The following is a 16,888-nucleotide window of genomic DNA, read 5'->3' as shown; positions in this document are numbered from 1 at the left end:
CTTGGAACGCCGCGAAGTCGCCGCTGTCCTCGCCTACACCGGCCGCCTCGACCCCCGCACGATCCGCACCGACCCAGGCGAGGCCCGCGACCAGCTCGCCCAGTGGCACGAACTACTCCACGACGTGCCCTTCGCCACGGACCACGGCTGGGACGTCCGCCAGGCGATACGGACGCACGTCCTCGACTCGCCCTACCCGACCCTGCCCGTGGACGTCGCCCGAGCGTGGCGTACGTACCGCCGCGACCGTCTCGACCGGCACACCGACCCCACGCCGACCGCCGACCCGGACAACCCGGCCGCCTGGCGGGCCGAGCTCCTCGGCAGCCGACAAGCCGTGGCCACCGGAACGGCCGCGCCCACAACGCACTGGCAGCTCACCAGCGGTGGCCCGCCCGCCGACGTGGAGGCCCGTCTGCGTGCCATCGGATCGTGCGTCCCACCGACAATCCGCACCGCGCTCGCCCCCTACCGGCCGACCCGTGCCGCACGCGAGGCCGCCGTCGCCGCAGGGCTCCCGGACGCCCTCGGCGTCCCGTGCCCCTGGTGCCACGCCCGCGCGGGAGAACCCTGCCGCAGTCGACGCGTGGGCCCCGACGGTCGTGCCCGAGGCAACGTGCCCCGCGCCACGTCCCACCCGACGCGCCTCGACCTCGCCGCCGCGGAACGCGCCCGTCAGGAAGCCGCATGATCTTCCCCCTCGAACCCCTGTCCCTGCTCGCGATCGGCACGCTGTTGCTCGCCGCCGCCCTGCTGTTCGCCGGATGGCGTATGTGGCGAGGCCGGAGCCGTACCAGTGGCATGCGGACCGGCACTCCGGCGATCAAGGTCGCGGGCCTGGCGGCAGCCGGCTGCACCGCCTACAGCGCCGACACCAGCTGGCGATTCGCCGCCGACTACCTGGACATGGGAAGCACCGTCGAACGCGCCTTCATGTTCGCCACCGCCGAGCTGGCCCTGTTCGCCACCGCGCTGATGGCACGCCAGAACCTCAACGGCCCCGCACGAGCACCGGGCGTGCCCGGCGTCCTGGTGTGGGTGATCACCGGAGTGCAGATCATCCCCGCTTACGCCGAGTTCGGGCTCGTCGGCGGCACCGTGCGCGCCTTCGTGGGGCCCGTCATGGCGGCGATGCTGTGGCATCTGGCCATGGGCATCGAACTGCGTCACCGCACACCCCAGGCCGCCTCGCGCGGTCTGGCCACCGTCCTCGTCCGGCAGACGCGCGAGCGGCTGCTGGCGCGGCTGGGCATCGCCGACCAGGACGCGGACGCCGCCCGGCTCATCCGCGAGCGGGCGCTGAGCGACGCCGTCGCCCTGATCCTCCGCGCCGAAACCATGACCGACGGGCAGCGTGGCAAGCTGCGGGGTCGGCGCCTGTCCCACCGCCTACACGAGGCACTGGAGCGGGCTGACGTCGACGGAGACCCGCTCCAGGACGAGTTGCTGCTGCGCAAGCTCGCCACCCGCAAGCAGGCCCTCGACCTCGCCTCCCTCACCCTGCCCCCGCGCTGGAACGCCCCAGTCCCGAACGCCGCCGGCGGTTCCGGGCAGAGCCGTCCGCGCGGAGGCTCTCCGAAGCGGGCGAAGGCGACGGGCGGCCTGCCCGCATCCGATTCGGGCGACGAGGACACTCACAAGGCAGCCCGCCCGCAATCCGCCCGCCCGGAACCCGGCACCCGTCTCCGCCCGAGTGCGGAGCGCCCGCCGCGGCCCGTCCCCGTACCCGTCAGCCCGGAATCGGTAGCGAGCGACGGTCCCGGAGCTGATCCGGGCAACTCCGCGAAGTCGAAGCAGCCAGGGCGAAAGCCCGAATTGCCGTGGGAGGTGCTCGTCGCCTACGCGCATCGCGTCCACCAGGAGACCGGGCGTCTGTCACGCGACCGCCTGGAAGACGCAGTGCGCGCCGACGGGCACAGCATCGCCAGCGACCGCGCTGCCGAGGTCACCCGAGCCGTCAAGGCGGAGCTGAAGACCGCTCGCGCCGACCATCCCCATTGAGAGGGCCCACGCCGACGGTCCCCACCTCTCATACCTCCGTACTTCACGAAAGGCACTGATGCACGAGCACGTCAATCCCACGCAGGTCGACCAGCAGCAGCCGTCCCCCACCCAAGCCGCCGACCCACCAGCAAGTTGGAGGTTCGGACACTCCCCCGCAGGGGGTGTGTCCGAACCGATGCCCGCCCCGGGGGTGGCGGGCATTTTCCCGCGCCAGGGGGCGCGGAAGGTGGGGGCTGCGACCGGGGGCGGATCGCAGCCGGTACGGCACCGCCGGGGCAAGCCCCGCGTACGCGCCCGTACGCAGCGCCGCGCGCACAGTGTGCGCCTCAGCGACGCCGAGCACGAGATCGTCACCGCCGGCGCCGAAGCGGTCGGCATGAGCGTCGCCGGTTTCCTCGCCCACAGCGCTCTCGCCGCCGCCCGTGACCTCGACCGCACCGCAGCCGCCGTCGCCACCCGCCAGGACACCCTGACTGCCCTCTTCGCGCTCCGGCGCCAGCTCGGGTACGCGAACAACAACCTCAACCAGGCCGCCCACGCACTCAACAGCGGCACCTACCCCGACGGCCTGGAGGACACCATCGCCGCTGTTCAACGCGCCGCCGACGACGTCCGCCACGTCACCGCCCGCCTCACCGACCCGAGCTCCAAGGGCACCGTCGCTTGATCCCCTGTATCCACAAGCAGGGCCGCAACACCGCCCGCCTGCTCGCCTACCTCTACGGCCCCGGTCGCCGCGAGGAACACACCGACCCCCACCTCGTCGCCTCCTTCGACGGCCTCGTCCCCGACCCCGGCCGTGACCCGAACACCACCCTCGCCGACCTCGCCCAACTCCTCGACGAACCCCTGCACCTCCTCGCCGAAGACACCCGACCCGCCACGCATGTGTGGCACGCCTCCGTCCGCGCTGCCCCCGGCGACCGCACCCTTACCGATACCGAGTGGGCGGACATCGCCCGCCGCGTCATCGCCGCCACCGGCATCGACCCCGACGACGGCGCGGGCTGCCGCTGGGCAGCCGTCCGCCATGCCGACGACCACATCCACCTCATCGCCACCCTCGTCCGGGAAGACGGTCGCCGCCCTGACCACCACCGCTCAGCCAAGCGCGCCCAGGCCGAATGCCGGCAGATCGAAGTCGACTACGCCCTCCACCGCGTGAAGGCCGGCGACGGCACCGCCGCCAAGCGGCCCACCAGCGCCGAACGCCACAAAGCCGAACGCCACGGTCGGCAGCGCACCCCGCGCGAGGAGCTGCGTGAGGCGGTCCGTCGCTCGGTGGCCGGTGCGGCGAGCGAGGAGGAGTTCTTCGACCGCCTCGCCGCGGCCGGTCTGCTCATCCGGCGCCGTATCGCACCGTCGGGCGACACCCTCGGCTACACCGTCGCCCTCCCCGGCGACCGCAACGCCAAGAGCGAGCCCGTCTTCTACTCCGGCTCCAAGCTCGCCCCGGACCTCTCCCTGCCCCGCATCCGCGAACGCTGGGGCCCAACCCCGGACGACCCCGCCCAGGAACCGGCCCAGCCGTCGGTGACCGGACCCGCCTCCGCACGCCGGCGCGCCACCACCGCCGCCTGGCAGGCACTGCTCGTCATCGACCACGGCGACGACGGCGTCATCGCCGCGCAGATCGCCGCCACCGGGGAGGTCCTCGACGCCCTCGCCACGACCTCGGCCGCCCACACCCGCCGCGAACTCCAGGCCGCCGCCACCGCGTTCGAACGCGCCTCCCGCTCCCACGTCCGCGCCGCACGCGGCCACGACCACGCCCTGCGCCGAACCGCCCGCGACCTCGTCCGCGGCGGCCCGGCCCTCGGCCGGGGCGAGGACGGCGCCACCACCGCGATGGTCATCGACATGCTGTTTTTTCTGATCATCGCCGCCGCGCACTGGCACGCCAAGAAGCAGCACGCCCAGCAGGCCGAGGCCGCCCGCCGGGCAGCCGAACACCTGCGCGCCGCCTACCAGGCCGCCGCCGAGTACCCCATGGCTCTGCTCAACCACCGGGGTCGGCGCCTGGCCCCAGCCTGGCAGCGCCACCACTCCGCCGCCGTGCGCCATGCCCTGCCCGAGCTGGCCGACCGAATCCTCGCCGAACCCGGCTGGCCGGCCCTCGCGGCCACCCTCGCCGAGGCGCAGAGCGCAGGCCATGACCCCACCTCCCTGCTCACTCAAGCTGCCGCCCGAAGGGAACTGGACACGGCGGAACGCGTGAGCGACGTGCTCGTGTGGCGGCTGCGGCGGATGGCCGACCTCCCCGCCGACCCCGACAACTCCCAGGGCCTGCGAGGCCGAGGCAAGCACGCGGTCACCTCACCGAAACAGGCGGCGCGAACCGGTACCAGGCTCGCTAAGAGTCCGCTGCGGCGGCGCTGACCGCAAGACCGAGCCGCGAAACACAGCAGACAATTCCCGGTTAGGTAAACCGGGAATTCTCCGCATCATAGAACCCGTCGGCACCTAGCCCACCTTTCAAGGAGAAACCGTGCGCCTATGCCCCGGACCGAAATCCGCCCCGAGATCGTCGTCCTGCTCTGCGATGCCGACTTCAAGCACTTCCGCGAAACCGGCACCTGGTCCCACCGAGACGGTCGCCCCTTCAGCAAGGAGGAGCGTGACCTGATCTTCCAGGCCACCCGCGCCGACCTTGAAGAGCTGAAGGCACAGCACTCGCGCTACCTGGCGTACGTCCAGACGCACCAAGAAGCACCCGAAGCCATCCAGCGTTTCCTCGCCCCGTTCATGGAACAACTCGAAGAGAAGAACCTCGGCAACGCCCACGCGCTCATGACGGACGAAGAGCGGACTGAATTCAACCGCCTGCTCGGGCTCATGATCGAACCTGCTCGCCCTTTCACCCCGTACGTCTTCCGACAAGGAGCGAGGCGGCCACAAACTAAGTAATGGAAGCGCCCGGTGGACGGCCCTGACCGTCCACCGGGCGTCTGACGTTCCGCCTCCCGGGGGTGTTTTACCGAATAGCGATGAGAGCCGTGGTCATCTGGCGGACAGCAACTTCCCAACCTCTTCGGCGCATCCCCACGAGAGCGTGACGCCGGCGCCTCCGTGCCCGTAGTTGTGCACGACCACGGTGCCGTCCTCCGACCGCTCCGGCTCCACGCGGACCGTGGCCCGGGTCGGCCGTGCGCCGATCCGGTTTTCCAGGACGCGGGCCTCGGCGAGTCGGGGTTCGACCTCGGCACAGCGGGCGAGGATTCTGGCTGCCGCTTTCTCGTCGGGGGCGAGGCTGCCTTCGCCGTCGATGGCGGTGCCGCCCAGGACGACGGTGTCGCCGTGGGGGTAGAAGCACAGCAGGTCAGGTGAGAGGCCGGTGTCCTCGGAGAAGAACTCGGTCAGCCCCGGGTTGGTGACGACGACGTGCTGGCCGCGGATGGGCCGGAGGTCAGGGTCCGGGACCAGTTCCTGGGCACCCAGGCCCGTGCAGTTGACGATCACGGGAGCAGGACCGGCGTCCGCGAGCGAAGCCAGGCGTCGCTGCTCGACCGTTCCCCCAGCGGCATCGAGGCGACGCAGAAGGTAGTCGAGGTAGGCGGGCATGTCGATCAGCGGCACCGTGAACCGGTAGCCGGTCGAGAATCCTGCCGGCAGTTCAGTCGTCTCGCACGGTCGGAACCCGGGCAGGGTGGTGGCCCAGTCCGGTGGCGCCTCGGCCGTGCGGGACGCCTCGATGCCGCTGGTGAGCCGGACTCCCGTGGACGGGTCCTCGGCGAGCTCGCGGAAGATCTCCAGCGACCGTTGTCCCCACTGGTCGGCCTTGTCCTTCGGTTCGACCAGGTACGGGCCCCACATCGCCCCGGCCGCCAGGGACGTAACGCCCGGCACCTGTTCGGCGATCACGTGCACCGAGGCTCCGGCCTCGGCGAGAACGGCGGCGGTGGTGAGCCCTGCCACCCCAGCCCCGACAACGACAACGCGCTCCCCTGCGGTCATGATCCTGACCCTAACGGCCGGGTTGTGTCGACGGGGCGTGTTCGGCGAGGGCGTGCTCCAGGGCTGGCAGGAAGCTGCGCACGTGGGCGTTGCGCTGTCGGCGGCGCAGGTCTGCGGCGAGCTGGTGGAGCAGGGCCGCGCTGCGAGGCGAGCGCACGACATCGAGGCGGTCGGCGACGATCTGGCCGACCTGGCAAGCAGCCTCCAGGTCCCCATGGGCGCTGTGGCCCAGGGCCAGCCAGGCACCTTCAAACATGGCCCTGCGCTGGCTGGGGTCGCCGCGCGGGACGTCGTACGCCCCGGACCGGAGCATCTCCGACCCCTGGGCGAGGAAGCGCCGTCCCCTCGCACCGCCGTCCGCCTTCAGCTGGGCGCGGCCCATCTGAATGAGGCCGTAACCGGCTTGGCAGTCCAGGTGGTTGTCGGTGAGGAAGTACATCCAGCGGGGTTCCTCTTGCCCGCCGTCCCGGCTGGCGATCAGTTCGCGGGCGGCCCCACGGGTGTGGGCGAAGTCGTTGTCACGGCCGGCGGCGGCGTACGCGTACGCGAGCCGCGACAGTACGGATGCCCGTACGACCGGCGGGGCGGCGTCACTGGCGCGGCGGGCGGCCTCGCCGAGGGCGATGGCGTCGGCTGGGTGGCCCCGGCTGGCCGCCTGGAAGGAGAGGTCACCGAGGATGTGGGCGCACAGGGGCAGGTCGTTGACCTGGTGTGCTGCCCGCAGTGCTGTGGCGAAGTAGCGCTGCGCCAGACCGTGGTCGGTGGCGTCGAAGGCCATCCAGCCGGCCAGCTGGCCGATCTCCGCGAGCGCGCGGATGAGGCGGCTCGCGACGGCGGGAGCATGACCGCCTTCGCGGATCAGCAGACCGACCGCACGGAACTGTGCACCCACGTAAGGGAGATGACGTGCTCCACCGTGCTCGTCGTCGAGCGCGGAGAGCATGGGCAGGTGCTGTTCGACCTGGTCTACGAGCGGATCGGCGCCCGCAGACGGCGTGATCCGGGGAGCGTACTGACCGCGCCCTGCAGTGCCGTCGAGATACTGGGCGACGATCGCGAGAAGCCCCGCGCCCGAGATCGCGAGGAACCGGCGTCGGTCGATGAGCCCTCCCATCACCCAGTCCTCCACGATCGCCTCCATGCCCTGCACGGTCCAGGGCCGTGCGAGATCCGTGTCGGCCGGAACGAGTGCCGAGGAGTCGCCCACGCGGCCCTGCCAGAGTTCGGCCACCGAGACAGGTCTACCCAGTTCCTGGGAGAGCACGTAGGCGGCCATCATCGGTAACGGTGAGCGCGGCAGTGAGCCGGCGTCCCGCCAGTGGTATGGCGCCGACTCGGCCACCGTCCCCGCTCCGAACACCCTGTTGAGCTTGCGAGCGAGCGCCTTCGGGCTCCACCCGAGTTCGTCGAGACACCCCGCCAGTACGGCGTTGGGTTCCCCTGCCTGCGTTGCCACGTGCGACCACCTCTTGCCCCAGTGGTTCGTCCAACACTTCTCGCGCTCCTTCATGGTGACGCCTTCGGGAGGCTGGTTCACCTCCTTCTCAAGGAAGTTGACCGAGTTGACCCGTTGATCGGGTCCTGTGTGACCGGCCTCCTCCGGTGTTCTTGGATCCCGGCGGAAGGCGCCGCCTTCGGTGCCGGTGGAGAAAGGGGTGGGACTTGAGACACCGCACGAGCACCTCCCGAAGCCATCCGGGCAGTGTGCTGGAGCGCGACGTCGGACAACCGGCCTCCGTCGCCGGACAGGGCGATGTCGGCGTCGCCGGCACCACGCTGATCACGGATCTGCCGTACGGGCCGAAGGCAGCCGAGATCGCCCGGGAGGCTGTGGCGGTCGCCCTCCACGGCACCGAGGCGGACCTCCTCGATGACGCCCGGCTGATCACGTCCGAGCTCGCGACGAACGCCTTCGCCTCGGGCAGCCCGCCCCTGGTCCTGTGCGTCGACCGCACGGCACCGACCACCGGCGGCCTGGAGGTCGAGATCACCGTTACCGACGGCGGCTGCTCTCACCCCGCACTGTCCTCTCCTCCAGCTCCCGAGGAGGAGGCCGAATCGGGACGAGGGCTGGTCATCGTCGAGGCCCTTGCCGACGCCTGGTCGCTGACGACCGGCACCCACGGCACCCGCGCCTGGTGCCGGCTCACCCGCAATGCCCGTCCCTCGACCGCCAGCACCTGATGCCCACGCCCGCGCTCCCCCTCTTCGAAGGAGGCACCACACGGTGCGCATCGACCATGCCACTCCACCGCCCCCGCCCACGGCCGCTGTACCGGCGGCAGTCCGCCAGCCCCGTGTCGTCGTCGCCCTCCATGAGGGCTTCTACGGTGCGGCGTCGGGCACCGGCTTCAGCAACCGCGCCTTCCTCACGGCCCTCGCCCGCCTGCTGCCGCCGGGCCACCTCTCCGTCATCACCCCGCACGTGCCGGAGACGGCAGGAGCGCACGACCGGCGGTGGGCCGACGAGGTCCAGCAGATGCTGCGGCAGGCCGAGGCCGACGTCATTACGATCCCGGAGGTTCAGGCGGCGCCGGACTCGATTCACGGCTCCGCGCAGCTGTGCGACCTGTCAGGCGAGGCGGCCGTACGCATCGCCGACCGCGCGAGCCGGTGCCTTCTCATCGGCCTCGACATCCCGTTCCTCGGGCTGGCCCCCTACACGTCGCCGACCACGGATCTGCTGCTCGTACCCCGCTCCACGACCGCGCTGACGAGGCCCAAGGACATGTCCCGCGTCCGCTGGGAGCGGGACGCCCTGCGGGCGGCGACCGTCCGAGGCGGGCGGATCGGCGCCATCTCCTCCCACATGCGGGGCCACCTCGTCGTCAGTTACGCCGTCCCCCGGGGGAGCATCGTGAGCGTCCCGAACGGGCTGATCCAGGAGGAGATGGCCCGGCCGACGAGCGTGCCGCCCCTGCCCTTCAAGGCCCGCGCCGGGTTCATTCTCGCCATGGGCCGTGCTGTGCCGACGAAGGGGTTCGACGACCTCCTGGAAGCGCTGCGCCTCCTCAAGGAGCGCGGGTTCCGCGCCCCGCACCTGGTCCTGGCTGCGGTGACCTCGGACGAACACGAGCGCCCGACCTCGTACCAGGAGGACCTCGCGGCGCGCATCCGCGCGTACGGCCTGGACGCGACTCTGATCACGCGCTTCACCCCCGCGATCCGCGCCTGGCTGCACAACCCGGCCCTGCGCGCGGTCGTCGTTCCCTCGCGGGAGGAGCCCTTCGGTCGCATCCCTCTGGAGGCGTTCGCGGCCGGAGCGGGCCCGGTGGTAGCAACCACGGCCGGCGGGCTGGCCCAGACCGTCGTCGAGGGCGAGACCGGCTTCACCGCCGCACCCCGAGACGCCCGGTCCCTGGCCTCCGCGCTCCACCGTGCCCTGACCGTCCTGCCCCGCGAACGCGACCGGCTCCGGAGCACTGGCGCGACCCTGGTGCGCTCGCGCCACGACTACGAGGCCAGCATCGGTTCCGTCGTCGAACGCATCGCTCCTTGGGCTCTTGTGCCGGCGTCGAGCGCGGTGGGCCGGGTGCGATGAACCGGCCGGTCGTGTTGATCAGTCTGGAGTCCCCGCACTCCTTCTGGCGGTTGTCCGCCGAGCACGAGCGGGCGTTGACCGCTGCCTTCCCCTGTGTCGAGTTCCGTACGGCGACCGAGGAGGCCGTGCCGCACCAGCTGGCCGAGGCGCACGTCTACTTCGGCTGGATGTTCAAGCCGTCGTGGCTGTTCGGCGCGCCTCGTCTGAGGTGGATCGCTTCCCCGGCCGCCGGCACCGACCATCTGCCCGTCGCCGAGGCCCACTCGGTCGGGGTGGCGCTGACCCGCTCGTACGGGTTCCACGGCAGGCCCATGGCCGAGCACGCCATGGGGATGGTCCTGGGCTTCTCACGCGGGTTGTTCATGAGCCAGCTCGCCCAGCGGAACCGGACCTGGTGGAAGGACGACCTGGCCGAGGAGTTCTTCGACCTGGCGGGGGCGACGATGACCATCGTCGGTTGCGGCAGCATCGGCGAACACCTCGCTCGTTCGGCCCGCTCCTTCGGGATGGACGTCATCGGCGTACGGCGGACGCCGCCGGTGGCCGCCGAGGGCGGGATCACGTGGACGCACACGTCGGCGGTGCACCAGGCGGTCGCCGTCGCCGACGTGGTGGTCGATCTGCTGCCCGCCACGCGGGCCACGGACCGCTTCTTCGACCACGGCCTCTTCACGGCGTTCAAGCCGAGGTCCGTGTTCCTCAACCTCGGCCGCGCGTCGACCGTCGACCAGGCAGCCCTCCTGGCCACCCTCAGCGCCGGCCGCCTTCGCGGCGCCGCGCTGGACGTCTTCGACCCGAAACCGCTGCCCGCCCGCCATCCGCTGCGGCTCCACCCCCGGGTCGTCCTCACGCCGAAGAGCTCCACGCTCAGCCGCACGTACATGAACGAGGCGGTCGCGTTCTTCGCCGACAACCTGCGCCGCTACCTCACCGGCCAGCCGCTCGACGGTCTGGCCGAGGTGCCCGCTGTCCGCATTCCCCTCGTAGGAGGCTGACCGATGCCCGCCACGCACCGCCGCGACCTGGCCGCCGCCTTCGCGGCGACCGGCCGCAACCACCCCTACCTGGCCTTCACCCTGAACTCGCTCTGCAACCTGGACTGCGTGTTCTGCAAGCCCCGCTGCATGCCGGACTACGGGCACAAGGACCGCCCCCTGACCGCTTCCGACTACGCGGCCATCGCCGCCGAGGCCGGCGCCTGGAAGATCAAGAAGGCGCACTGCTCCGGCGGCGAGCCGACCCTCCGCGCGGACATCCTCGACGTGATCTCGGCCCTCGCCGACGGCCTCGGACCCGACGCCGCGATCGGCATGACCAGCCACGGCAACCTGCGCCGTGGTCTGAGCGTCGAACAGCTCCACAGTGCCGGCCTGACGTACCTCAACCTCAGCCTCCACAGCCTCGACCCCACCCGGTCCGCCGAGATCATGGGCGGCGGCGACCCGCGCGTCACCCGGCGCACCCTCGACACCGCCCTCGCCGTCGGCCTGCGCGTGAAGATCAACTGTGTTCTCCAGCGCACCTATCTGAACGACGCCTTCGCCGTGGCCGAGCTCGCCCACGACCTGCCCATTGCCGTCCGTCTGATCGAACTCCAGAACATCGGCCCCGCGCAGGCGCTCTTCGACACCGAGTTCATCAACGAGGCGGAAGTCCGCGACCGTCTCCACGAGTGGTTCTCGAACGCCGGCGAGGTCCGCAGGGACGAGCTCGGGGTCCGCAGCCCCGGGCAGTACCTCCGCCCGGACGGCTGGGCGGGCTCGATCGGGTTCATCTCCAACTCCAGCTGCGCCACCTGCTCCGACGCCAACCGCATCAAGATCACGCCCACTGGTGTGGCCCGCCCGTGCATCCTCCACAACCGCGACATCCCCCTGAAGCCTCACCTTGCCGAGGGCACCCTCGGCGACGCCTTCGCCCACCTCTTCCAGGCCATGCTCGACCGCAACACCAACGACGCCTGGCAGGGCTTCCACTACGTCGACTACGACCTGCGCTGGGACCGGATGGAGCACCCCGAAGGCACCCCCGTCCTGCCCGTGCTGCCTCTCCTCAACGCGGACGCGGCCCGGCCCGCCTGCGCCCGCGCCTCCTCGGGGGAAAGGTGATGGCGGTGGTCGAAGCGCCGTCCCTCTACCTGGGGCTCGGAGCGCTGTACGAACGCGAGCTGGACGCCCATGGTGTCGGGGCGGTGATGCTCACCCACAAGTGGCAGCCGGCCGACCTGCTTGCTCCCCACTCCGACATCGACGTCCGGGTCCTTCTCTCCCAGGCCCCGGCGGACTGGGAGGAGTGGAACCACCGCCTGGCCGCCGCGCACACCGCCGCGGTCGGCAGGGAGGTCTCCCACCGGCGTCTCCTGGAGCATCCGCCCGGCTTCGCGTTCACCGTGGCCGAGGCGGACGGGCGGCTCGTCTCCGCACCCGAGATCGCGACCTGGTCGCTGATCAGCGGGAGCGCCCGGGACTTCCAGCGTTGGAAGTCCCGGGCCCAGATGGCGCCGTGGTGCGAGGTCGACGAGCGGTTCTACCGGGGCATCCTCCAGGGGCGGCTGGGCGGCCGGTACCAGCTGGCGGCGGACAGTACGGACAACGTGGTGGAGGACATCGCCGCGTACCGGCGCCACTGCGTGGCCTGGCACTACCTCGCTCCGTGCTGGTTCGCCGCCGCCGCGCTCGCGACACGGACCCGGTGCCCCGGCAAGACGGCCGCCCTCACTCAGTGGAGGCCGGACGGGCTGGACGGGTACGCCGAGCTGTTCCTCGGGCACGCCGAAGATCGATCCGATGCCCGTCCGCGGAGTCCGCGTCACCTGCTCCGCACGGCCCATGTCGCTCTGGAGGCTGCGATGCGCCGCGTTCCCGACGCGAACGGCCCCGCCAGCCAGGGCGAGGAGCACGCCCGTACAGACTGGGTGATGACCGCCGGGATGCTCCGCGTACGAGTCGCCCGCTGGCTGTACTACCTCGACCCGCCGCCCGGCGTGGCGACGGACTACCTGATCCGGCGCGAGGCGAAGGAACTCCGAGCCGCCGCACAGACCCTGAACGCGCTCGCGGCCGACGAGGCCACTCCCGCCCAGCGGCTGGCCGCCCGGATGGCGGCGCTGATCCCCACCGGACCGACCACCGCCGGCACCCTGCGCGCAACCCTCTCGCTCTGGCACCGGCAGAAGTCCACCGTGCAGGACTTCCTCAGCCTCACCCCCGGCGACGTCCACCCCTGACCCAAGGAGTCCCGCCATGCCCGCGCGTGCGCCCATGCCCCGCACCCTGAGGACGGCCAAGATCAAGATCACGACGAAGTGCAACCGATCCTGCGACTTCTGCATCTTCGCCGACGGCGCCCAGGGCGAGAACATGTCCCTGGAGCTGTTCTCCACCATCCTGACCCGGCTGGAGACCATCCCCTTCCAGCAGCTGCACATCAACGGCGGCGAGCCCACCGTGCATCGGGATTTCCCCGCCCTCAGCGACGCGGCCCGCACCCGCCTGCCGGACAAGGTCATGGTCCTGGGCACGAACGCCATCATCCTGGCCCGCAACAAGCGGATCATGGAGGCCACCCTCCGCTCGTACGACCAGGTCCTCATCGGCTGCGACGACGAGCACGAGAACTACGACGAGGTCCACAGCGTCGTGCCCCGCCTCCGAGAGGCAGGCAAGACCGTGATCATCAACAGCGTTCTGGAAGGCATCAGTTCCATCCGCCTCGCACAGCTCGCGAGGCTGTGTGACACGTACGGTGCCATCCACGTCACCAACCACGTGCACCACGTCGACGTCGGCCAGCCGGCGAACGAGCTGCGCGGCATCTGCGACCGCTACCTCGACCAGCACCTGATGATCGAGATGGACGGGTCCTGCTACCGCTGCTTCAACGCCATGGCGAATGACGACAGCGAATTCAGCATCTGGGACGAGGACTTCGCGGCCAAGGTGTTCGCGCCCCGCAGCCACCACTTCCGGTTCTGCCTGCGCTGCCACGAGTACACCGACTCCGGCGCCGCCCTCCTCCCCACCCCGGCCCTCACCGTCTGACCCCAGACCGGAGGTACACCACCATGCCCGCAGTCCTCGGACTGAACTTCCACCACGACACCAGCGCCGCCTTACTCGTCGACGGCCGCCTCTACGCGGCCGAAGAGGAACGCTGGAGCGGCGTCAAACACAACCACCCCACCCGCAAGGGCACGCTCACCTCCCCGACTCGCGCGCTCCAGTGGTGCCTGGAGGCCGCCGGCCTCGAACCGCAGGACATCGACGCCGTCTGGGCCGCCTCCATGCGTCCCAACCCCGCCTCCGGCTGGTGGCTGGCCGAGGAGCGCGACGAGCTCGCCGCCCTCCTGCCCGCCCCGCTCGGCGAACACCTTCGCCTCCTCTCCCACCACACGGCCCACGTTCTCTCCGGCTACCTGCTCTCCGGCCACGACCACGCGGCCGGCCTTGTCATCGACGCCGGCGGCTCCTCCCTCGGCTCCGACTTCGGCCCTGGCCGCGAGCGCATCACCGAGTACGACCTGCGGCCCGATCGCATCGACCGCCTTCACCAAGGCATGCCGACCGTCGTACCCAGCCCGGCCGGCCCCCGGCGCGTTCACTCCTCCCTCGGGCACTTCTACCGGAACCTCGCGCGGCGGGTGATCCCGCCCGGCGACGAGCCCGAGGGCAGCATGATGGCGCTCGCGGCCTTCGGCGATCCCCAGCGCTACGGAGCGCAGATCCGCGAGCTGGTCCGGCTCTGCGACGACGGCGAGGTCCGCATCGACCACCCCTGGGGCTCGGCAGACAGCAGCACACCGCTGCTGCTCGCGGGCCGGGCCTGGACCGCCGACAACGTCGCGGAGCAGCCGGACCACGAGCGGGCCGACCTGGCCGCCGCCGTCCAGGAGGTCTTCGCGGAATCCGTCGTCCACATCGCCCGCCACCTGCGTCGGCTCACCAGAGCCTCGACGTTGGTGTTCTCCGGCGGATGCGCCCTGAACTCCCACCTCAACGGCCAGCTGGCAGCCGACAGCGGCTTCGACACCCTCTTCGTGGCACCGGCCCCGCACGACGCGGGCACTGCCGTGGGCGCCGCGCTCTACGGCTGGCACTACCAGCTCGGCCAAGAGCGCCTCCCTGTGCCGACCGACGCGGCCTGGGGCCCGCACCCGGGCGCCCTGCCAGCCACTGCGGTGCCGGCCGGATACCGCGCGCTGACCGACCTCGGCCCGGGTCTGGCGCCCACGGTGGCCGCGCTCCTCGCGGAACACCACATCGTCGGCTGGGTGCAGGGACAGCTTGAGTTCGGGCCGCGAGCCCTCGGCCATCGCTCGATCCTCGCCCACCCCGGTCACGCCGCCACGCGCGACCGGCTCAACGCGATCAAGAAGCGAGCCACGTACCGCCCCTTCGCCCCGGCGGTCCTCGCCGAGCACGCCACGGAGTGGTTCATGTCGGCGGGCGACCCCTTCATGAACCGCGTCGCCCGCGTCCGCCGATGCCGAGCGGACCGCATCGCTGCGGTCACCCACCACGACGGCACCGCTCGCGTCCAGTCCGTCGCCCCCGACCACCAGGGCCTGCACGAACTCCTGGAGCAGTTCCACGAGCGCACCGGACTGCCGCTGCTGCTGAACACGTCCTTCAACCGCAAGGGCGCCCCGATCCTGCGGACCGCCGAGCAGGCCGTGGCAGCGGCGGCGGACCTCGGCCTCGACGCCCTGGCGGTCGGCGACACCCTGCTCCTCGCCGACCACGTGCCCGACCCCCGTGCAACGGCCCCCCGTACGAGGTGAAGCGGATGAACCCCATCGACCTGGACCACGTTCTCACCGTGCTCGGCGCTGCCGCGTGGAGCACGGACGAGCAGTCCCGCGCCCGCGTCGCCGGCGCCCTCGCCCTCACTATCTACGACGGCCACACCCGCGACCAGGGCACGCCCTACCTGGAACACCCACTCACCATCATCACGCTGCTCGCCACCGAGATTAGGGTCAGCCAGGTCGAAACCCTCCTCCTCGCCCTTCTCCACGACGCCTTGGAGGTGGCCCCCGAGTCGGAGGCGCTGATCGTCCAGCACCTCGGCGCCCCGTTCACCGACCGCCTGCGTGCGATGACGGCCGACCACCGCCTCGAACAGCGCCCCAAGACCGCCGGCGACGAGACCCGCTGGCGCTTCAAGCAGGCCGCGCTCCCACCCGAGGACCTCCTCGTCCGGCTCGCCGACCGCCTCCACAACCTCCGCGATCTCGCCGCCTCGCCCAACGCCGACAGGCGCCGACGGTTCCTTCAGAGCCTGCAGGACTTCTACCTCCCGCTCGCCGACGCCGCCTGCGGCCTCAGCCCCCACCTGGAGGCCATGTCCACGCTGCTCCACGCCGAGTACGTCCGACACCAACAGGGGGTACGTCCGTGAAGCGGGTCGTCTACTCGATGGAGCCGGTCGGCCGGACTGGCGGCCGGGTCTACCTGCGGATGCTCCACGAGGCGACGGCCGACGACGTGGAATGGCGCACGGTCCCGGACCACAAGCGCACCTACCGCGTCCGCCGCTGGCGCAAGCTCCGCCACCTCGCCCGCCTGGCCCCGACCATCCGGGCGCTCGACAGCACCACCGGCACCTTCATGTGGGACGACCTGAGCCTGTTGCTCTTCACACCGGAGATGCGGGCCCGCACGGTGTTCCTCCTGCACCACTACGAGCCGCTGCAGCACGACTCCGCTCCCGTCGAAGCCATGTTCTGGGAGCGCCTCTTCCGCGTACTGCCCCAGTGCGCCGCCGTGGTCTGCGTCGCCCCGTACTGGGCCGGCTTCCTCCAGGCCCGAGGCGTCCGCAACGTCCGGGTGATCTACAACGCCTTCGACATGGCGGAGGTCGAGCGGGCCCGCGGCTTCGACCGCGCCGAGTGCCGCGCCGAGTTCGGTCTGTCCCCGGACGTGCTCGGGGTGTACGCGGGCAAGGCCGTGCACTGGAAGGGCACCAAAGAGGTCTCGGCGGCCCTGGCCGACGCGCCAGGACTGCGCGTGATCACCAGCGGCAGCAACACCATCGGCCTCGACGGCGCCCACTACGACGTCGACCGTGAGCGGTACCTGCGGCTGCTGTGCGCGTGCGACGTCGGCGTCTTCCTCCCTCAGATGCGGGAGGGCTGGAGCCGCTGCGCTGCCGAGGCCCTGCTGCTCGGCCTGCCCTGTCTGATCCGACCGGTGGCCGGCCTGGGCGACCTCGCCGCGCTGACCGGTCAGCCGGCCCCGGACCTCGGCCGCCTCCCGGCGCAGGTCCGGGAACGCGCGGCGGCGCGCCAGACCGAGACCAAGGCCGCCTATGAGGCCCTGGCCCGGTTCGATCTGAACTACTTCGGCAACGCCTGGGGCGACCTTCTCGCGAAGGTCGCCTGACCGGCGG

16 protein-coding genes are annotated in these 16,888 nt (G+C 71.4%); 14 read left to right on the top strand and 2 right to left on the bottom strand.

Features of this window, described 5'->3' with window-relative positions:
* The first annotated feature begins 1 nt into the window (after position 1).
* The 5 genes from NX801_RS24305 to NX801_RS24285 all read left to right on the top strand — a co-directional run bounded on the left by NX801_RS24305 (position 2) and on the right by NX801_RS24285 (position 4,911).
* Positions 2-691, top strand: a complete 690-nt coding sequence (locus tag NX801_RS24305) for a zinc finger domain-containing protein (RefSeq protein WP_258790017.1) — start codon at positions 2-4, stop codon at positions 689-691.
* Entirely contained in the window at positions 688-2,001 is a 1,314-nt protein-coding gene (locus tag NX801_RS24300; protein ID WP_428986217.1) for a hypothetical protein, read from the top strand. Before NX801_RS24305 ends, NX801_RS24300 begins: the two co-directional genes overlap by 4 nt.
* Before the next feature lie 229 nt (positions 2,002-2,230).
* Positions 2,231-2,671 (top strand): plasmid mobilization protein, encoded by a 441-nt coding sequence (locus NX801_RS24295; protein ID WP_309505885.1) that lies wholly within the window; start codon positions 2,231-2,233, stop codon positions 2,669-2,671.
* Complete coding sequence (locus NX801_RS24290; protein ID WP_258790016.1) at positions 2,668-4,383, top strand: relaxase/mobilization nuclease domain-containing protein; 1,716 nt, start codon at positions 2,668-2,670, stop codon at positions 4,381-4,383. The genes NX801_RS24295 and NX801_RS24290 overlap by 4 nt, the downstream gene beginning before the upstream one ends.
* A gap of 117 nt (positions 4,384-4,500) precedes the next feature.
* On the top strand, positions 4,501-4,911 hold the full coding sequence (locus tag NX801_RS24285) for a hypothetical protein (RefSeq protein WP_258790015.1): 411 nt from the start codon (positions 4,501-4,503) through the stop codon (positions 4,909-4,911).
* Positions 4,912-5,004: 93 nt separating this feature from the next.
* On the opposite strand, the gene NX801_RS24280 is transcribed toward NX801_RS24285, so the two are convergent.
* Together NX801_RS24280 and NX801_RS24275 are read right to left on the bottom strand one after the other, a co-directional pair.
* Positions 5,005-5,958, bottom strand: coding sequence for an FAD-dependent oxidoreductase (locus tag NX801_RS24280; protein ID WP_258790014.1), 954 nt, complete (start codon positions 5,956-5,958; stop codon positions 5,005-5,007).
* A gap of 10 nt (positions 5,959-5,968) precedes the next feature.
* On the bottom strand, positions 5,969-7,414 hold the full coding sequence (locus NX801_RS24275; RefSeq protein ID WP_258790013.1) for an NsdA family TPR-like regulatory protein: 1,446 nt from the start codon (positions 7,412-7,414) through the stop codon (positions 5,969-5,971).
* Positions 7,415-7,662: 248 nt separating this feature from the next.
* Here NX801_RS24275 and NX801_RS24270 point away from each other — a divergent pair, with 248 nt between their 5' ends.
* From NX801_RS24270 to NX801_RS24230, 9 genes are read left to right on the top strand one after another with little or no spacing between them, the layout of a single operon-like run.
* On the top strand, positions 7,663-8,142 hold the full coding sequence (locus NX801_RS24270; RefSeq protein ID WP_258790012.1) for an ATP-binding protein: 480 nt from the start codon (positions 7,663-7,665) through the stop codon (positions 8,140-8,142).
* A gap of 43 nt (positions 8,143-8,185) precedes the next feature.
* On the top strand, positions 8,186-9,499 hold the full coding sequence (locus tag NX801_RS24265; RefSeq protein WP_258790011.1) for a glycosyltransferase family 4 protein: 1,314 nt from the start codon (positions 8,186-8,188) through the stop codon (positions 9,497-9,499).
* Entirely contained in the window at positions 9,496-10,494 is a 999-nt protein-coding gene (locus NX801_RS24260) for a D-2-hydroxyacid dehydrogenase (RefSeq protein ID WP_258790010.1), read from the top strand. Before NX801_RS24265 ends, NX801_RS24260 begins: the two co-directional genes overlap by 4 nt.
* Before the next feature lie 3 nt (positions 10,495-10,497).
* Entirely contained in the window at positions 10,498-11,607 is a 1,110-nt protein-coding gene (locus tag NX801_RS24255; RefSeq protein WP_258790009.1) for a radical SAM protein, read from the top strand.
* The gene (locus NX801_RS24250) at positions 11,607-12,725 is read left to right on the top strand and encodes a hypothetical protein (RefSeq protein ID WP_258790008.1); all 1,119 of its coding nucleotides are present in this window, start codon (positions 11,607-11,609) and stop codon (positions 12,723-12,725) included. Before NX801_RS24255 ends, NX801_RS24250 begins: the two co-directional genes overlap by 1 nt.
* A gap of 16 nt (positions 12,726-12,741) precedes the next feature.
* Entirely contained in the window at positions 12,742-13,539 is a 798-nt protein-coding gene (locus tag NX801_RS24245; protein ID WP_258790007.1) for a radical SAM protein, read from the top strand.
* Between the two features lie 23 nt (positions 13,540-13,562).
* Positions 13,563-15,278 carry a carbamoyltransferase C-terminal domain-containing protein gene (locus tag NX801_RS24240; RefSeq protein WP_258790006.1) on the top strand — a complete coding sequence of 572 codons (1,716 nt, stop codon included), beginning with the start codon at positions 13,563-13,565 and terminating at the stop codon, positions 15,276-15,278.
* 5 nt (positions 15,279-15,283) lie between these two features.
* On the top strand, positions 15,284-15,898 hold the full coding sequence (locus tag NX801_RS24235; protein WP_258790005.1) for an HD domain-containing protein: 615 nt from the start codon (positions 15,284-15,286) through the stop codon (positions 15,896-15,898).
* Positions 15,895-16,881 carry a glycosyltransferase gene (locus NX801_RS24230; protein WP_258790004.1) on the top strand — a complete coding sequence of 329 codons (987 nt, stop codon included), beginning with the start codon at positions 15,895-15,897 and terminating at the stop codon, positions 16,879-16,881. Before NX801_RS24235 ends, NX801_RS24230 begins: the two co-directional genes overlap by 4 nt.
* Positions 16,882-16,888 lie beyond the last annotated feature (7 nt).

Source organism: Streptomyces pyxinae, from assembly GCF_024756275.1.
GTDB lineage: Bacteria > Actinomycetota > Actinomycetes > Streptomycetales > Streptomycetaceae > Streptomyces > Streptomyces pyxinae.
Note: the sequence above shows the minus strand (reverse complement) of the source record. Positions and strands in the feature narration are given on the sequence as shown.

What these genes read in the sequence shown, in the direction of transcription:
- NX801_RS24300 (WP_428986217.1), top strand. Translation starts at nt 688, where the DNA reads ATGATCTTCCCCCTCGAACCCCTGTCCCTGCTCGCGATCGGCACGCTG.
- NX801_RS24285 (WP_258790015.1), top strand. Translation starts at nt 4,501, where the DNA reads ATGCCCCGGACCGAAATCCGCCCCGAGATCGTCGTCCTGCTCTGCGAT.
- NX801_RS24280 (WP_258790014.1), bottom strand. Translation starts at nt 5,958, where the DNA reads ATGACCGCAGGGGAGCGCGTTGTCGTTGTCGGGGCTGGGGTGGCAGGG.
- NX801_RS24260 (WP_258790010.1), top strand. Translation starts at nt 9,496, where the DNA reads ATGAACCGGCCGGTCGTGTTGATCAGTCTGGAGTCCCCGCACTCCTTC.
- NX801_RS24255 (WP_258790009.1), top strand. Translation starts at nt 10,498, where the DNA reads ATGCCCGCCACGCACCGCCGCGACCTGGCCGCCGCCTTCGCGGCGACC.
- NX801_RS24250 (WP_258790008.1), top strand. Translation starts at nt 11,607, where the DNA reads ATGGCGGTGGTCGAAGCGCCGTCCCTCTACCTGGGGCTCGGAGCGCTG.
- NX801_RS24245 (WP_258790007.1), top strand. Translation starts at nt 12,742, where the DNA reads ATGCCCGCGCGTGCGCCCATGCCCCGCACCCTGAGGACGGCCAAGATC.
- NX801_RS24240 (WP_258790006.1), top strand. Translation starts at nt 13,563, where the DNA reads ATGCCCGCAGTCCTCGGACTGAACTTCCACCACGACACCAGCGCCGCC.
- NX801_RS24235 (WP_258790005.1), top strand. Translation starts at nt 15,284, where the DNA reads ATGAACCCCATCGACCTGGACCACGTTCTCACCGTGCTCGGCGCTGCC.